This window comes from Pseudoalteromonas peptidolytica (assembly GCF_012641745.1).
In the GTDB taxonomy this organism is placed as follows: Bacteria; Pseudomonadota; Gammaproteobacteria; order Enterobacterales; family Alteromonadaceae; genus Pseudoalteromonas; species Pseudoalteromonas peptidolytica.
Genome location: NZ_WEHZ01000009.1, coordinates 18071 through 36079, shown reverse-complemented (window position 1 = coordinate 36079; position 18009 = coordinate 18071). Strand labels below are relative to the sequence as shown.

Annotated in this window: 16 protein-coding genes; 6 read left to right on the top strand and 10 right to left on the bottom strand. The window is 41.3% G+C overall.

Annotated features, from left to right (window positions below):
* Positions 1-282: 282 nt before the first annotated feature.
* The 5 genes from F9Y84_RS07755 to tmk are packed head-to-tail and all read right to left on the bottom strand — an operon-like array spanning position 283 to position 4796.
* Entirely contained in the window at positions 283-2121 is a 1839-nt protein-coding gene (locus tag F9Y84_RS07755) for an alkaline phosphatase D family protein (protein WP_147391391.1), read from the bottom strand.
* Positions 2105-2899: a TatD family hydrolase gene (locus tag F9Y84_RS07750; protein WP_147391392.1), complete on the bottom strand. Its 795-nt coding sequence runs from the start codon at positions 2897-2899 to the stop codon at positions 2105-2107. Before F9Y84_RS07750 ends, F9Y84_RS07755 begins: the two co-directional genes overlap by 17 nt.
* 7 nt (positions 2900-2906) lie before the next feature.
* A complete protein-coding gene (locus tag F9Y84_RS07745; protein WP_125251442.1) occupies positions 2907-3230 on the bottom strand; it encodes a PilZ domain-containing protein in 324 nt (107 codons plus the stop codon).
* A gap of 11 nt (positions 3231-3241) precedes the next feature.
* Positions 3242-4141 (bottom strand): DNA polymerase III subunit delta', encoded by a 900-nt coding sequence (gene holB / locus F9Y84_RS07740; protein WP_147391393.1) that lies wholly within the window; start codon positions 4139-4141, stop codon positions 3242-3244.
* A gap of 1 nt (position 4142) precedes the next feature.
* Positions 4143-4796, bottom strand: a complete 654-nt coding sequence (gene tmk / locus F9Y84_RS07735; protein ID WP_128730238.1) for a dTMP kinase — start codon at positions 4794-4796, stop codon at positions 4143-4145.
* Positions 4797-5280: 484 nt separating this feature from the next.
* Between tmk and F9Y84_RS07730 the strand changes: the two genes are divergently transcribed.
* The 3 genes from F9Y84_RS07730 (at position 5281) to F9Y84_RS07720 (ending at position 9323) form a co-directional block, all read left to right on the top strand.
* Positions 5281-6462 carry a sugar ABC transporter substrate-binding protein gene (locus tag F9Y84_RS07730; protein ID WP_147389717.1) on the top strand — a complete coding sequence of 394 codons (1182 nt, stop codon included), beginning with the start codon at positions 5281-5283 and terminating at the stop codon, positions 6460-6462.
* Positions 6437-8587, top strand: coding sequence for an ATP-binding protein (locus F9Y84_RS07725; RefSeq protein ID WP_147389719.1), 2151 nt, complete (start codon positions 6437-6439; stop codon positions 8585-8587). The genes F9Y84_RS07730 and F9Y84_RS07725 overlap by 26 nt, the downstream gene beginning before the upstream one ends.
* Positions 8588-8879: 292 nt before the next feature.
* Entirely contained in the window at positions 8880-9323 is a 444-nt protein-coding gene (locus tag F9Y84_RS07720) for a hypothetical protein (protein ID WP_128730243.1), read from the top strand.
* 40 nt (positions 9324-9363) lie between these two features.
* Here the strand turns inward: F9Y84_RS07720 and F9Y84_RS07715 are convergent, their stop codons facing one another.
* Entirely contained in the window at positions 9364-9792 is a 429-nt protein-coding gene (locus F9Y84_RS07715) for an organic hydroperoxide resistance protein (RefSeq protein WP_147389721.1), read from the bottom strand.
* A 192-nt stretch (positions 9793-9984) separates the two neighbouring features.
* Here F9Y84_RS07715 and F9Y84_RS07710 point away from each other — a divergent pair, with 192 nt between their 5' ends.
* Entirely contained in the window at positions 9985-10425 is a 441-nt protein-coding gene (locus F9Y84_RS07710) for a MarR family winged helix-turn-helix transcriptional regulator (protein WP_147389723.1), read from the top strand.
* A gap of 143 nt (positions 10426-10568) precedes the next feature.
* Here the strand turns inward: F9Y84_RS07710 and F9Y84_RS07705 are convergent, their stop codons facing one another.
* Positions 10569-11456: a LysR family transcriptional regulator gene (locus F9Y84_RS07705; protein WP_147389725.1), complete on the bottom strand. Its 888-nt coding sequence runs from the start codon at positions 11454-11456 to the stop codon at positions 10569-10571.
* Positions 11457-11563: 107 nt separating this feature from the next.
* On the opposite strand from F9Y84_RS07705, the gene F9Y84_RS07700 reads away from it, so the two are divergent.
* A complete protein-coding gene (locus F9Y84_RS07700) occupies positions 11564-12796 on the top strand; it encodes an MFS transporter (RefSeq protein WP_147389727.1) in 1233 nt (410 codons plus the stop codon).
* Between the two features lie 325 nt (positions 12797-13121).
* Positions 13122-14591 (top strand): exodeoxyribonuclease I, encoded by a 1470-nt coding sequence (gene sbcB, locus F9Y84_RS07695; protein WP_147389729.1) that lies wholly within the window; start codon positions 13122-13124, stop codon positions 14589-14591.
* A gap of 41 nt (positions 14592-14632) precedes the next feature.
* Here sbcB and F9Y84_RS07690 read toward each other — a convergent pair whose 3' ends face one another.
* From F9Y84_RS07690 to F9Y84_RS07680, 3 genes are read right to left on the bottom strand one after another with little or no spacing between them, the layout of a single operon-like run.
* Positions 14633-15862, bottom strand: a complete 1230-nt coding sequence (locus F9Y84_RS07690) for a lipoprotein-releasing ABC transporter permease subunit (RefSeq protein WP_128730251.1) — start codon at positions 15860-15862, stop codon at positions 14633-14635.
* Entirely contained in the window at positions 15855-16544 is a 690-nt protein-coding gene (gene lolD / locus F9Y84_RS07685) for a lipoprotein-releasing ABC transporter ATP-binding protein LolD (protein WP_128730253.1), read from the bottom strand. The genes F9Y84_RS07690 and lolD overlap by 8 nt, the downstream gene beginning before the upstream one ends.
* Entirely contained in the window at positions 16537-17736 is a 1200-nt protein-coding gene (locus F9Y84_RS07680) for a lipoprotein-releasing ABC transporter permease subunit (RefSeq protein ID WP_147389731.1), read from the bottom strand. Before F9Y84_RS07680 ends, lolD begins: the two co-directional genes overlap by 8 nt.
* Positions 17737-18009 lie beyond the last annotated feature (273 nt).

The following is an 18009-nucleotide window of genomic DNA, read 5'->3' as shown; positions in this document are numbered from 1 at the left end:
CTCAATTTGAAGGAGTAAATCTGAAGCTAATAGCGTTAAAAATTTCTTATTTAGAACAACTGAATAGCAAAATTTTTGCCTTGCCTAAATGGATGTAGGTACCTTAGCGATAGCAGGACGCGGTAGCGGAGTTATCGACAAGTTTTTCTCGCCTCAAAATAGACAACTTAATTAAGAAAATTGGTATAACTCGCGCCCGATTGATTTCTTTAAATTCGGTAAGTAGTAAAAGTTTAACTGAAAAACTTAGGACTCAAGTTTTGAGCCCTAAAGGTAAAATAGTTAGAGTTCAAAATGGCTATGGGTCCCAGTGCCATGAAGCAGTTCGTATTTTTCAAGTAAGCCGTTATCCAGTGTGACTAAACTAATTGCCGAGTCTGAGACCAAATAACCATGGTCTTTGATAGAGGAAGGATGTTTGCTAACAGACAGTTGCCAACGTTTAGTAAATAAATTTAGCGGACTATATTTGGCATACAAAATGGTATCTAGTTTGTCTAACACCTTGATCAATGGCTTTGGAAATTCATTTTTGATACCAGAAGCGGTAAGTTGCCAAATTCGGTTGTCATGACGGCCAAAACGCGCTTGAACCGAGAAACAAAATGAATAGTGTACATCACCAGATAAGATAATTGTTTCTTTCGGGGTATCAGGGCGCTTGAAGATTTCAATTAGCTTTCTTGCAGCGCCTTCGTGTGCCATCCAGTTTTCAACATCCACCATTAAAGGCTCACCACAGGCATTAAAGACAGCTTGAATCGTCTCAATCGCTTTAACGCCAAATACAGGGGCTGGACTGACCATCAATACTGCACGATGATCGATAAGCGTATCTTGCAACTCCATCAACATTTCCCAGTCTAGAAGGCCACTTGGTTCATTAAAGTTTTGTTCGTTGCGCCAACGATGTGTACGGGTGTCTAATACCACTACCTTTGGAAAGGTATCTAGGCAATAATGCCAACGGGTAAAACGACGTACTTGCCTATCGAACGCATCAAATTGCCACTTTTTCTCATGTAAGCTGTTTTTAAAACCGTCAAGCAGCGCACGACTTTGCTCAAAAGCATCGTTTCCGATCCCTTGAAATAACCAATAGCTGATCACACCATTATTCACTATCCTGCGGCTCACTTTATGATTTGCAATGGCCTGCTCCCACTTTGCTGTTAAGTTCCAGTCATCCGTCACATCATGATCGTCGAACATCATCAGAATGGGTACATTTGCACAAAGACGCTCGGCGCTTGATAAGGTATTAACAAAGTCCTTTATGGCAATAAGCTCAGAGTCAAATACTCGTTTATTGCGCTCGTTATTTCCCTCATAGACTAGCGCATCAAAGTCGACAAGCTGCCACGCAGTATGAGAAAAGTTTAATAAATAACAAGCTACAAACTCTTCGAAGAAGATAAGGTGATTAAACGCTTTCACGCTTGAGAAGTGTGCTTCATCCTTTCGAAACCAATACCCTGCAGAAAACTTTGAACGTGATTGCCAAGGCGTTTTTGGTAAGTATTGATGACGCTGATATAACTGAGCTTGCGCATCATCTGGTAGCTCAATCTCCAGTCTTGTTTCCGTGAAGAGGTCTAGACGTTGGATCAGCTGCCGGATAGCGAGGAGTGTGGCTCCTGCAACGTCATCTGCATATATCTGATCACCTGAAAAAATACATAAGTCAGCCCCTATCTCTCCTAGTTCACGTTGCTGTGTTTGCCACAGATCGGCTGTATGCAAGCTGTCTTTCGAATGGTGGTGTGGGTTGCGACAAGAGCCGTGTAAAATGTGAGTTAACTTATCAGGAACCGCAAATTGCAACGTTTCGCCATAACGCAAATACTCTGGACTAAAAGTATTTTCATTGATTAACAACACATAGCTTATGAGTGTATTTGTTGGCAAACTATTTTTTGGGCGTACCAGAAGTGTGTACAAGAAGCACGCACCGCCCAGCTGTATTTCTTCAACGTCACAATCGCTTTCAAAGCCCGTGAGTTTTACGTCAGCACTAACCGCTTCGCTGGTGGCAAATTGAATACAAACTGTACTTTTATCGACGCGCCTAAGTAAAGGCGCCATCAATACCAGTGGCAGCTGATTACGTTGTGCTGCCATGTTGGCGGTTTACCAAGTTGAACAACGAATAGAAATTATTGCTAGTCTGCTGAGCCAGTTCTTTATAGCTAACCCCTTTTAGATCCGCGATAAAATACGCCACATCTTGCACATATGCAGGCTGGTTAGTTTTGCCTCTGTGTGGAACAGGAGCCAAATAAGGAGAGTCTGTCTCAATCAGCAGCCTATCCATAGGAATTTGCTTTACCACATCTTGTAATGCTCTGGCATTTTTAAATGTCACAATACCAGAAATCGAGATATAAAAGCCCAAATCCAAAGCTTGCTTGGCCATTGGCCAGTCTTCAGTAAAGCAATGTAATACGCCACCACAATTTTGCGCATTGTGCGCTTTCATAATATCGATTGTATCGCTTTTGGCGTCACGAGTATGAATAATAAGTGGTTTTTGTAACTGATTTGCCACCTCAATATGCCCAGCAAAGCTCTCTTGCTGCACTTGATGAGTCTCTTTGGAATAATAATAATCTAAGCCAGTTTCTCCAATAGCAACGACTTTTTCGTTATTAGCCAAGTTACGGAGCTTATCAATATCTAGTTTATCTTTTTGGTCTAGGGGGTGTACACCACAAGAAGCTGAGACATCGTCAAATCTAGAAATTTTCTCGAGCATAGCGGGGAATTGCTCTAGAGTAACGCTAACACATAGGAAGTGTTCGACCTGTTTTTGTCTCGCATTATGTAATACTTCTTCAAGGCTTAAGCCTAATTTATCAAAATCTAATCTATCTAAATGACAGTGAGAGTCTACAATCATACTGGCTCTACATTGTGTAAGTGGGTTTATCTGAGTTCAAGGCTGCACCCAGTAGTTTATTTATTTTATCGTTTAAAGCTGGCGCATCAACAAACGCCACGCCAACTCCTGGGGGGTTAGAGTTTTGCGCTCCTTGTGGAGTTAACCATGCCACAATGACCTCCACCTCATCAGCTTCTAACGCATCAGGAAGCGTGACTCGTAGTGTTAACTCCTGTCCCATCTCAAAATGGGCATTTGACTTAATGAATATGCCCCCTGACTTCAAGAACGGCATATAACAGCGATAGAGCTCATCCAAGTCTTCAAAATCCGCAAGTAACTCTTGCATGTACCACCTCTTTATAACTGTTTTTGTAAGGCAAAAAGCAAATTTGAAATGCTAAGGCTTTGATTTAACCCTAACACATTTTTTTGTTCATACATAAAACGATGTATAAGGTTTAATAACGCTTGATACTGTGTAAAGCTGAGGCCCGCTTCTGATAGCATCGCAGACTTAACACGACTTAGCAAAAAGCGTGCAAATACATCACTCAACGAAGTGTGTTTTAATAGTATCTTTTCAACTTGCAATGCACTCTCGCCATCGAGCTTATTCGCTGCGTTAAATAACTGTGTTACCTCATCGATAAGCCCTTCCTTTTGCCACCCTGAAATCACAAAGGGCTGAAGTGAAAACTCTTGGATCCAAGGAAGGTTAGACCCGAGATCGTGCTCTGCTAACCATTCTGCTGCTTCTGTCAAACTCGGTGAGTGAATTGTCACTTTGTTGCAGCGGCTTAACACCGTCGCTGGCAATTTGCTATCATCATCACTGGTTATGAGTAAATATCTGCTAAAATTAGGCTCTTCCAGTGTTTTTAATAACGCATTTGCCGCAGAATGTGTCATCAGATGTGCTTGCTCGATTAACGCAACTTTACTCCCCCCCTGCTGAGCTGAGTGGTTTAAAAAGTTGGTGATATCTCTGATCTCATCTACACCTATCGATTTACCATCAGGCGCGACAATAAGTTTGTCAGGGTGACTACCGGCAAGATTGAGGCTGCATGCTTTACAGCTCCCACAGGCAGTCAGTGTCTCAGCCCTATTGCAAAGCAAGGCATTAGCCAAATGTCTAGCTAGTACGCCTTTGCCTACGCCTTTTTTACCCGACAACAAGTGTGCATGATGCAAACGGCCAGCTTGCTGCGCTTGGGCTAGTTGATTAAGGGGAGTATGATGCCAACTTGCAAGCATATTACACTCTCGAGCTTAACTTAATATGTTGATCAATAAGCTTATCTACAAGTTCAATACTCTGCGCAAGCACGGTTGATTTACTCTGACTTGCATCAATTACAGTAAAGCGCGTTGGGTCATTTTTTGCCTGTAGCAAGTAACCTTCCCGGGCACGCTGCAAAAATTGTTGCTGCTCATCTTCTAGCCTATCTAACCCTTCCCCTCTTGACTTGACTCGCTTTAGTCCCTCTTGGGGGTCAAGATCTAATATGAGGTTCATGTCTGCTTTAAAATCTCCCAACGCGAGCCGATTAATCGTCGTTATGGTGTTGAGATCCAGACCTCGTGCGTAGTGCTGGAAACTAAACGTCGCGGCGTCAAATCGATCTGAAATAACCACTTTACCTTGTTCAAGGGCTGGAATGATTTTTTCCCGCACATGCTGTGCTCGTGCCGCAGCAAACAACATCAATTCTGCCATTTCAGTCATTTCGGGTGTCGAAGGATCGAGAATGATTTCACGAATTTTTTCAGATATTTTTGTTCCACCTGGCTCTCGAGTCATCACAACTTCAATACCACGTTGTTTTAGGTGCGTTTCTATGCCTGAGATAACAGTTGTTTTACCTGCACCATTGCTGCCATCACAGGCCAGCATAAACCCTTTATTCATAACAAGGTTGTACTCATCATTCTTATTTGCTGTGTATTTTATCGTGTTTCTGGAAATTATTCATCGCTGTTCTCATTATAATTAACACAATAACATGACTATTCAACCTGAGCTTCGGATAAGTACCTATCATCATTTTGCTAGGCAAAGCAGTGATTGAAGAATTCACTAAGACTTATAGACATAGATAAAAACCATCCCCTACTTTGCCGATTGCACCTGTATTGATTCCAAGCGCAGAAATATAGACTACACTGACAAAGAACCAATACCTGCGCGATAGAGACATACTTATACCAATTTGACTTAATACTTGCTCAATTTGAAGGAGTAAATCTGACGCTAACAGCGTTAAAAATTTCTTATTTAGAACAACTAAATAGCGAATTTTTCGCCTCGTTATCGACAAGATTTTCTCGCCTCAAAATAGACCACTTAATTAAGAAAATTGGTATTATTAAACTCACTACGGAATAGTTATTTTATGCAAGGTCGATTAATTTGTACTATTTTTCTGCTCTTGAGTCTTCACAGTGGTGCTATCCAAGCGAAAGCCAATGTCAGCATTGACATTGCAGTTGGCCTAGAAAATTTTGATTTTCAGCCACTTTTTGAAGAGTTTAGTGCGCAGACAGGCATCAAAATAAACATTTTAGCTTTCAATAATAACCAACTAAAAAGTGAGCTATTACAATACGCAGATGCGATGCAACTCCCCGATGCTCTAATTATTCCCAGTGACTATATGGGCTTGTCTGAATTACGGTTTTCAGCTATACCGTCAAGTTGGCTTGCAGATAAACTCACACTGCGCGTCAAAAACACGAGTAAAGTGGGCGGAGTAATAAAAGGCATCCCCCTCATGTATGGTAATCATCTAGTACTCTACTATAATCGCTCGCTTGTACCCGAGCCAATAACAGATCTCCAACACTACATCCAGCAAGGCCACTTTAAAGCGCCCGAGTTAGGGTGGAATTTTTATGAAATGTATTGGTTTATTACCTTTGTGAACGCTCTACAGGAAGAGGTTATTTTATCTGATCTGCCTCATCTCGACACGAGAGCGATGCGTTTGGCCTTATCAAATTACCAGTTACTGCTAAACAGTGGCATTATTGACGCAGATTGTGCGTACCAGTGTTTAATGAATCGTTTTAAAAGTGCGCAATTACGCTACTTTGTGAATGGCATTTGGGCGTATCAACAACTCAAAGATACTCTAAAAGATAACTTAGCAATCGCTTCCTTACCAAGATGGGGAGGACATCAGCTCATCTCGTTTGCATCATCCCACGTTTTGGCTTTTCCTGCGAACGCAGTCGAATCGGAAAAAAAGCCGCATTTGAAATTACTAGTTGAATTTATGCAAAGCCAACGTGTTCAAGATCGTCTTTGGGATGAGTTAAAAGCGCTACCAACAAATTCTGACAGCCTAGACAAGTTAACAAAGCGAAAAGATATTGCGTTAATACAGTTAATCGCCTCACTTAATCATACTTACCCACAACCTAATGAACCCATTATGGCCTATATTTGGGAAGCCATACTCAAAGGCCTAACACGCTATTTAGGTGGGGTGTATAGCGTTGAAGATACCACTGAGTATATGCAGTTTATCGTCACAAAGTCGCAGAAAAATGAAACAAAAGCACAGCATCGTTAAAGAAATAAAAAGAAAAATTACGACATTATTCTCAATTTTTTTATTGATTCTAGTCGCGATGGTTAGCTTTGCTCTGTTAGAACAACAAGCAGCACTTATACAGGAAGATCTTAAAAGAAAAGGAAACAGTCTGATCAACGATTTTAAAGCACAAATCAATGAATTGATCTATCAGCTCGCACCGATAAGTGAAGACTACATACTGTCAAGTTTGCCCAACAACTTATTATACACTCAGCATGCGATCAAGATACTCACACAGGTTGTTGATAATAACGCGATGATTAAATCCGCTTTTATTAATGATGGCTCTATTTTTACAGTAGAGGGATACCCGTTTTACACCTTAAAATGGAACAGCAAAGTTTTCTCTGCATACACTAATCAAGTGCTATCAGAGCAAATGCGAACACTCAAAATTAAAAAACGTGTCGTATCGATGGCCGATATTAACGGCTCCCAAACAAAAGAAGCAAAGTTATTCTTAGAAATACCGCTCAGACAAAAGCAGTCATCTTTGATGCGCCCGTATAACCACACTGGCGTACTCTTTCTTGAACTTGATTTACAGTCATTCTTCGAAGCGAGCGAAAATAGCGGTATTATCTCGTTAAAAAGTGGCGATTTAACGTTAGAAGGGAGCGCAGAGCTGCGACATGACCAAACTGATTATCAAGATATTATATATTCTGCTGTTGAGGACAAGATAAAACTAGATCTGTTACTACATCGTCAATACACCCCTTTTTCAAATGACATCATCAGAGCAATATTACTCATCATATCTTTTGGTTTGATTTTAGTTGCGCTACTAGTTTGGTATTTAAGAAAGTTGTCAAAACGGCTCATTAATCCAATGTTGGTGTTGGAGCGCCACTGTGATCGGTTGAAGCAAGGCAACTATGTAACGACTACTCATGACTTTGAATTTAAGGAATTGCAAACATTACAAGTTACGCTTAACCAATTAGCCAAGCAAATTAAGTTGCAAATTAGCTCTTTAGAACATGAAAAAATAAAAGCGCAAAGCTCTGAACGCGCCAAAGCCTTCTTTCTAGCCAATATGAGCCATGAATTAAGGACACCACTTAACGGTATTTATGGCGTATTTCAGCTAATGAAACATCATAGCGATGCGATCAACACAAACGAATTGATCACTCAAGGAATGACATCAACAAAAACATTACTTAGTTTATTAAACGACTTACTCGACTTCTCAAAAATTGAAGCGGGTGAATTAAAAGTGGAGACTGTTGCAGTTAATTTGATCCGTATCGCAACGGAAGTTAAACATGAATTTATTCACACGGCTGACAATCTCAAGGTACCCTTGATAGTTAATTGTGAAAAACTAACCTCCCCTTACAGGTTGGCAGACCCTTTGAGGCTAAAACAAATCCTCCGTAATTTGGTCTCAAATGCGGTCAAATTCACCAGTTCTGGAGAGATCCGTATAGTCATGAAAGATGCTGGAAAATTAGTATCTATACAAGTTATTGATACCGGCGCAGGCATTAATAAAGCGACCGTCGACAGCTTATTTAAGCGCTTTCAACAAGCGGATCCCTCTACAACGAGAAAATATGGTGGAACAGGGCTAGGACTTGCCATCGTAAAACAACTTACTGAGCTGATGGGTGGCACCATTTGTGTACAAAGTGAAGAAGGTGTTGGTAGTGAATTTAAGCTTGAGCTAAACCTAAGTATTTGCGCTACACCTTTGCTGCACGCACACCAAGATATACATGCCGTCCCCCAACTCAAAGATAAAAACTTATTGTTGGCCGAAGATAACCCGTTAAATCAGAAAATATTTAGCGCAATGATAAAGCCAACTCAAGCCCAGCTAGTTATCGCCAAAGATGGTGAGGAAGCGATAGAACTATATAAAAAAAGAAAGCCCGATATTTTCTTTATCGACATTCAGATGCCAAAAAAAGACGGCTTGGAGGTATGCGCAGAAGTTAGGCTTGATAACAAGCAGATTCCATTAATTGCGGTGACTGCAAATGTAATGTCAGGAGAGCTTGATAGTTATCAAAAGCTTGGCTTTGATGCCTGCGTTGCAAAGCCTATCGATATGAAAAAGCTCTATGAAGTAATTAATACACTCATCCAGTAAAGGGCACTTTTGCCCTCCTTCAAACAAAAACATGTATTAAGATCATAATAATTTCAATATATTCACATTAGGTAAACATTGAATGTGTCACGCTCCGGTAATCAACTTGTGGTGTGACTAAAAAACAGTAGTGATATTATCGACAGGGTTTTATCGCCTCAAAATAAATCATAAAATTAAGAAACTTGGCATTCAAATTTAAAGCTTATCACGCAGCCAACGCCCAGATTCACCCCTTAGCATTCAAAATTACTAATTGACCAGATATTCAACTTCATAGGAGTCAGAAGGAATGACAACCATTGTTTATAACGCCATTACAGCAGAGATAGCCTGTGATAGCAGAACCACTACAGACAAGATTATTGTTACAGATAATGCCCAAAAATGGTTTGACCACAATGGCTGGAGGGTATTTTGCACAGGTCAAACGTGCGATATACATAACCTAGAGCACAACTTTACCAACAGCCAGTTTGACAAAATAGAGAGTTTAGAATTTATAAAATATCATCCACACAAAGGGGTGTGGTATGGCTATGTGAAACATGGCACCTGCAAATCAGAACCACTAACACAATCCTATGCTATTGGCTCTGGTCAGCAAGCAGCGATGTTTGGCCTTCTCAGCGGTTTTGATACCGTTGAAATTATTGAGCAGGTCAAACAGATTGATTTTCGAACCGGTGGAGCGGTTCACAATTTTAAAACCACCCTCCCACTTACAACAGGTTGAGCCAATATTGAAAAAACTGGCCCAACAAAGCAGCATGGGCTTAAATCACAGATAACTCAACTGCAATATTTCCGCGCGTAGCATTTGAATAAGGACATACTTCATGAGCCTTGTCGACCAATGCGCGCGCCGTTTCTTTGTCTAATTCCCCAACTGAAACAGCTAACTTGACTGCAATCCCAAAACCGCCCTCAATCGGCCCTATAGCAACCTCGGCATTAATATACGTATCATCTGGCAATGTCACTTTTGCCTTTCCCGCAACTAGTTTTAATGCACCAATAAAGCATGCTGCGTAACCTGCTGCAAATAATTGCTCTGGATTAGTACCTTGACCGCCATCGCCACCAAGTGCTTTGGGTGTTGATAACTCGATATCAAGACGACCATCATCAGACTTTGCAGTGCCTTCTCGTCCACCAGTCGCGGTCGCGTTAGCTGTATACGCTATACTCTGAAGTGCTTTCATCTTGTTCTCCTCAATTTCATACCATTTGGATAATCACTCAAATGCTAGCAAACACAGCCTGTACTCCAGATGAGTCATGCTTGTTGCTAACAATTTATTTTGCACACAAAATAATATGCAAAAGCATTTAGAATTGCAAATACTTTGCGTGCAAATTAAAATACCTTATCAATACAGTAATAAAAGAATACGATGAATTACGCACAACTAAATTTAGATAGACAAATTTGTCATCGTTTATACATGGCTTCTAATGGCATTGCCCGAGCATACCGAGAATCTCTGCTTGAGCTTCAACTCACTTATCCGCAATATGTGGTCATGATGGCGCTGTGGGAGCAAGACGAAATCAGCATTGCTGAATTACTAAAAAAGACGGCTATCGATGGCGGCGCAATGACACAGATTTTAAAGAAAATGACCGACAAAGCGTTGATTACTATCATTAAAGATGAGCAAGATAAGCGCAAGCGGGTTGTAAAACTGCAAGTTAAAGGTAACGAATTACGACATCAAGCAGCGAGCATTCCAGAACAAATTCGCTGTAAATTTCCGAGTATCAATGAGGACAAAGCAACAGCACTTATTGCGCTACTAGATTTGATCAATCAAGATTTAGCGAGCGCTGAATAAACATATTTTTATGAGGGGTGTTCATCTGTATAAGCCATAAAAGTGGTCTCAAACTGACGCTCTCTTTCTCGGTGTATTCGAATGCAGTGCATCTAAGATAGCCTTACTTCAGTGACGCAATTATCACTCAAAGATGATAACGTTTAAAAAGTCGCTTGCAAGTGCTGCAAAAATGCCGTGATTTTCTTTGCAAGGTGTTTTCGTCCCGCGTACAGCGCATAGAGCACGAGATCTTCTGGCGGATGCTCCAAGTTTATTGGTATAAGTTCGCCTTTTTCGATTTCAGATCTACATGCCTCTACTGGTAAAATAGCAAAACCAAGTCCTTCCAGCGCTGCTAATTTGGCCACGCTTCCACTGTTTACTCGAAAGCTTGAATTAACATGTAGCGTTTTTAACTGCCCATCTTCTAATTTAAATATCCAAGGTGTTCCGTTTAACGCGGAGAGTGTTGAGATGCAAGGTAAACCCTGCATATCTGATAAAGTAAATGGGGGCACATGTTTTTTAAGTAGGTTAGGTGCTGCAACTACAACGCTTGGTAATCGCGCAAGCGCTCTTACCACCCAGTTGCTATCTTCAAGGTTACCACGATGGAAGTAGAGCACGAGGTCAAATCCATCGAGTAAACTCTCCCTTGGACTAAGGCTAGTATCACAGCTGATTGAGACTGAAGGATAAGCGCTACAAAATGTCACGATTGCCCTACCAAGTATTGGTATATCGGGCATCAATATACGCAAATGCCCTGTCGGCGTGCTTGCATGTCTAGTTACTTCTTGCATCGCATCTGATAATGACTCAAGCAGCGGCTTTGTACTCTCATACAGTTGCTCACCAGCTTCCGTGACAGAAATCCTTCTTGTTGTGCGCTCCAATAATCTTGTATCAAGCTTTTCCTCTAGTAAGGCGATATGTCTACTTACATTTGAAGTCGGGATCCTTAAAAGCTCGGCGGCTTGTTTAAAGCTCAAACATTCATAAACACAATGAAAACTCTTTAACCACTGATGATCTACTTGGTCAGTCATTTTATTAGCCCAAAAAATGGGTTTATGTATCCAATATAACGCACTTTATTACCTTAGTGAGGTTAATACAATCATATTCTCTTTTGTTAATTTGATTATGGATATATATGCTTTCAGCCTCGTTAAACAACTCAGTGCACTCAAGTGTCACATTTGGATTATGTTTTGCCATACATTTTCTACTCGCTTTGGATGCTTTAATCATTGTTCCTTTTAGCGCGCAAATGGCGCTTAGCACTCATACCACCCCTGCAAATTCAGGACTATTAGTTGCAGTTTATGCAGTTACTGCCTCACTCGTTTGTTTATGGGTTCGTGGCGGTGAAAACGTTGCTAACGAAAGTCGCAAACTCATTAGTCTACTACTCGCAGCCGCGTTTTTTACGCTTTGCACTGCGTTGCTCAATAGTTTTTACTCGCTTCTAGTTGTACGAGCATTAACCGGCCTTTGCGCGGGTGCAGCACTTGTACTTAATCTTAATCTTGTTGTTTTGCTCAGCGACCACCACAACAAAAAAAGAAATACAGCGATATTACTAAGCACATTTCCTTGTGCCCTTGCGATAGGAATACCCGTACTTTTATTTATCACCGAGCATGTCGGCTGGCAGTCGAGTATATTTCTATTGGGCTGCTGCTTGGTTATCACTGCGCTGCTGTTTCTGTTAATTTTTATGCAAAAGCATAAAAGAAATATACCAGCGAATGTCAATCATGAATGTCAAATAAAACAAAACAACAACCATCTATTTAATAAAAAGCTAAGCTTTGCCCTACTCTTTAGCTTTGTTGTTGTGATGAGCACATTTATCATTTCAACTCAGTTTCCCGTCATGCTAATAACCAACTTCAGCATTTCCAATACGTCACTTAGTTATTGCTACCTACTCAGCGGTGTGTGCTCATTTATTGTCATTCAGCTATATGCGAGAAGTAAGTTTAGTAATAGAACCACATCGTATTTAGTTTACTTCCTAAGTGGGGTTATGCTACTGACTGTGTTGGTTGGCTTTAATACGAGTCGAAGTACATTCTCAGCGGCACTTTTTATACTCTTTATCATTGCGAGCTCTTGTCGTTCAATGATTTTGGTAACAGAACTTATTGTTGCTTTACAGGCGCAAGAGCGTAGTGCCTTTATTAGTTTACAAAATGCAATTCAACACTTTGCAATTGCTGCAAGCGGCATCTTCGCAAGTCTATTGGTCAAAACTGAAGACAATCAAACACTGAATTTTAACACCCTAGTCGCTGTAGCTACCCTATTAATCAGTGTGACGATAGTCATGTGGAAGCATGTTAATAGATTAGGCCATAATTTCACCAGCGAGAGTCAGTAATTGAGTATTAGATAACTCGATTCTATAAGTCTTGTACCAATTATCTTGATTAGAAAGCCTATTTTAAGACAAAGATTTGCTATTTTGTTGTTCTAAATAAGAAATTTATAACGCAATTAATGTCAGATTTACTCCTTCAAATTGAGCAAGTATTCAGGCTAATTGGTATTACTCTACACGCCCCCCTATGCGATAATACTCGTGAATACGATTCCTTTATGGTGGTAACTTATTTACCACCATATACACATGACCTTATAGAGTTGTGATACCATCACCGCAGATGTTGGCCAAAACAAAAATAGTTAAATAGCACCTGGACTTTATGACAAATAAAAACCAATCGGAAACACCAAATAACGCTCAGAATATCCCAACCATCTTTTGGCATGATTACGAAAGTTGGGGGGCTACGCCGCAAAAAGATAGACCAAGCCAATTTGCTGGGATCAGAACGGATCTAGATCTCAACATTATCGGTGAACCTTTGATTGAGTATTGTCAACCAGCTCCTGATTACCTCCCTCACCCTCAAGCATGTTTGGTCACTGGGATCACGCCGCAACTAGCGCTAAAAAAAGGCCTCACTGAGGCAGAGTTTATGGCTAAGATCCACACCGAATTTGCAAAACCGCAAACTTGCGTTGCTGGGTACAATAGTATCCGCTTTGATGACGAGCTCACCCGTTATAGCCTGTATCGAAACTTTTATGATCCATACGAGCGTGAATGGCAAAATGGCAATAGTCGATGGGACATTATCGATCTTGTTAGAGCATGTTACGCACTGCGCCCTGAAGGGATTGAGTGGCCAACCAAAGACGATGGTAGCCCCAGCTTTAAACTCGAGCATCTAACCGTTGCCAACGGTATTGAACATGGCGCAGCTCATGATGCACTAAGTGACGTTACTGCAACCATTGCACTGGCAAAATTGATTAAAACTAAACAGCCTAAACTGTACGATTTTTACTTTAACCACAGACATAAAAAGGCCGTGTCGAGCCTTATCGATGTCTTTAATATGCAGCCTTTAGTGCATATCTCTTCGATGTTTCCAGCTCAGCAAGGTTGCACTACGTGGATTGCCCCGATGAGTTTCCATCCTATTAATAGCAATGCCGTGATCTGCTTTGACTTGACTCAGTCGCCTGAGGTACTGAACGATCTTGACGTTGAGGCGCTTAAAGAACGGCTGTACACAAAACGCAGTGAGCTGGGCGATGATGAATTGCCGGTCGGGCTTAAATTGCTTCATATCAATAAGTGCCCATTAGTGGCCCCCGCTAAAACCTTGTTGCCAGAAAACGCAGCAAGGCTAGGGATTGATCGTGAACAGTGCCTTGAAAACTTAAAATATCTCAAAGCGCGACCAGAGTTAAGAGATAAGGTTGCTGACGTATTCAGCGATGACAAAGGTTTTGAAAAGCCGAGTAATCCAGATTATCAACTCTATGATGGCTTTACTAGCAAAGCAGACAAAGCCAAGTTTGCAATAATTCGCAATGCCTCACCACAAGAACTCGCAACTATGGAGCTAGATTTTGAAGATAACAAGTTCAACACAATGTTGTTTCGTTACCGTGCGAGAAATTGGCCAGAGTCACTATCACCTTTAGAGCTTGATAAATGGCGTAAATACTGCCAAAACAAGTTAATGCACAATGATGAAAACCCATCCATTTCGGCCGAAGACTTTATGCTTGAGCTAGAAAACCTTGTTGCTGAGAATGAAGGTAATGAGCGCAATATGCAAATATTAAAAGCGCTTTATCATTACGCACAAAGCTTATAGTTGGAATAGGCGTGCCTTTGGCCGCCTATTGCTCTTTCCGATTAGCCATTTCCAAGTACTTTGGCAGGATCGGTTTTTGTAGCCTGCCAAGCTGGATATAAGCTTGCAACTACCGCCATAAAAAACGTCGCTAGTAGGCTGATGTAAATATCAGTCCAAATAATTTTACTAGGCAGGTATTCGATAAAGTAAACACCTTCCAGCGGGTTATCGTCGCTCATGCTAATCCAAGCTTTAAAAATATCGGGAATATTGATGGCGATAAAAATGCCAATTACCGTGCCTAGCAGTGCACCAATACCAGCATAGGTCACGCCTTGTAGCGCAAATGTCGAAAAAATCGTACTGTCTTGTGCGCCCATGGTTTTTAAAATAGCAATATCGGCTCGTTTTTCTTTCACTTCCATCACCATGGAAGACACGATATTAAAGCTAGCTACCGCTATGATTAAAAATACGACAAGATAAACAATAGTGCGTACCATCTGAATATCTTGATATAGCCCACCTTGTGTTCTGAACCACGATGATACATATACCAAATCGGGCAACGCTCTGCCTGCAGATGTCGCAATGTGCTGTGCTTGGAATACGTCACTCACTTTCGCTCGTAAATCCGTTACCTGATCCTCTCTAAATCCCATCGTCTCTTGCAGTGCGCCAAGTGGCACTAAAGCTAATGTTTGGTCAACTTGCCCACCCATGGCAATCAGTCCGGCCACAGTGGCAGTTAATCGCTTTGGTGCAGCCAATGGATTGTCGGAGTGCTTGTTTGCGACCAATAGCTGCACATTATCTCCGATCGCGACGTTCAGTTTGTTTGCGATCCCCTTCCCAATAATGACTTCACCCGGCTTCAACGCTGGTAGCTGTGTTCCTTGGATAAATTCGCCAATACTTGAGACTGCGTGATGCCTATGCGGTACAACCCCCTTCAACTGGGTAGCTTTCAACGTACCTTTATACTGTACCATTGCGGTTAAATTGATTTCAGCAGTCGCACTGACAACGCCTCGTTGATCTTCCAAAATATCAACCTTTTGTTGCCATGACTGAATGGGGTCATAAGGTGCTTGATAACTCACTTGCGGCACCACAGAAAGCAGCCGCTGCTCTAGTTGTTCTTCAAACCCATTTATCACTGATAGCGCAATAATTAACACCGCCATGCCCAGCATGACACCAAGAGTTGAGGCCCTTGTTAGAAAACCAATAAAGCCAAGCTGACGCTTAGACTCTCTAAAACGTTTGCTCAAAAAGTAACTAAGCATCCTGATATACACCTACTTTACCGTCATCCAATTGCACCGCACGACCAAGCTTGTCAGCTAGCTCTAAGTCATGGGTTACGACAACAAAACTGGTTTTAAGGTGATGATTAAGCTCAGCCAGGAGATCATAAATTTTAAGTGCATTGTGCTTATCGAGATTCCCTGTAGGCTCATCTGCAAGCACCAGATCAGGCTCAGTTACTAACGCTCGGGCAATTGCAACTCGCTGCCTCTCTCCACCTGAGAGCTCCGAAGGTTTGTGGTTAGCACGATGGCTAAGGCCAACTTTATCGAGCATATTTAATGCTTTTTCTTGTGCTTGCTTAGTTTTCAAACCTTTAATCAATAACGGCATTGCTACGTTTTCTAACGCACTAAACTCCATCAACAAGTGGTGAAACTGATAAATGAAGCCCAAATGTTTGTTTCTAAATTCAGCTTGTTTTGCACGTGACAGCTGACCAACTTCGACACCTTTAATTTTCACACTACCTTTAGATGCTTTATCTAAGGTGCCTAGAATGTGTAGTAAGGTACTTTTGCCCGAGCCTGAGCTACCCACTATAGCTAGCATTTCGCCCTGTGTGACAGTAAGATCAACCCCTTTTAAGACAGTTACTTCGGATTTACCATCTTGGTAACTTTTAACCAAACCTTGACAGTCAATAACTAAATCACTCATATCTTAATACCTCTGCTGGCAGCACACTGGACGCGCGTTTGGCTGGGTACAAAGTGGCTAAAAAGCTAAGTAAAATGCTACCCATCGCCATGATCATTAATTCTGTTTGCTCTATTTTGACAGGAAGTTCAGCGCCGCCAAGCAACTGAAGACCGGCAAGATGTAATGCTTCATTTATGTAATTAGAGAGTAATAACCCACCAAAAATCCCTAGTATCGTTCCAAAAATACCGTTATACATGCCCTGTGCCATAAAGACTTTAGCAATCATTTGTGGTGTGAAGCCAAGTGTTTGTAAAATCGCAACCTCTCCTTGCTTTTCACTTACCATCATTGACAACGCTGAGATGATATTGAACACCGCCACGATCACTATCAACCCTAATAACAATGACATGATGCGCTTTTCCATCGCTACTGCAGCAAACAATGTACCTTGCTGAGTTTGCCAGTCCTGGGTATCAAACCCTTGCAACAAATGACCTGCTTGTTGATAAAAATCTGGTAGATTAAACGCATCAAATAATTGAATATTGAGATCATATTGCTCTGGCTTTTTGCGCATTAGCCGTTGCAAGCTTTTGCCATCCGCAAATGCCAGGTAAGTATCGGCTTCGCTCTGAGCATCATAAATAGCCGCAACCGTAAATAAACGTTGCGTTGGTGTACGACCAAGTGGGGTATATGTGGTGTACTCTGGCATAATTATACGGATTTGCTGACCAATACTTACACCTAGTTTGTTTGCCAAATAACGGCTCAATGCAATTTGGTACTTGTGCTTGTGTAGCCGCGTTAGACTCCCGCCACGAATAGCATCATCTAGGACACTTTCGTACCCTTCAAACAACCCCTGTAACTGCACGCCTACCAAGTCTTGATTGGTTTGTAAAATCACATCACTGGTAACATAGGGTGATACTTGCTTGACTAATGGGTGATCTTCTATCGCCTTTAGTTTTGTCTGATCGAGTTGCTCACTTTCCTTAATTTGCACATGTGGGATCAGATCAAGCATCGCAGCTTTGAGGGTCTGCTCAAATCCATTCATAACCGAACTTACCGTGATCAAGCTCATCAGCCCAAGTGCTATACCCGCAATAGAGAAAAATGAGATAAACGATATAAACGCATTACCTTTAGCTGCGCGGCTATATCTTAACCCAACAAAGAGGCTAACTGGTTGAAACATAATCTATCTCGTAAAAAACTGCTGAACGGATACTATCATACTCAAAAACAGATTGATGGCTGGAAAACGATAAAAAATGTGACAAACTATAAATTTTTGTGGCCTTGGATAGAAAAAGTGCAGTCCTAGTTGAGGCGTAAGACCTTGCTTTGGGTTGCCGTATTATTTAAATCAACATTGTGACGTAACGGCTTTAAAGATAAAAGCTATATCTAGCCGTTTGATACATATCGGTTACTCTAACAAAACGAAAAAAGCGGAGCATAATAATAT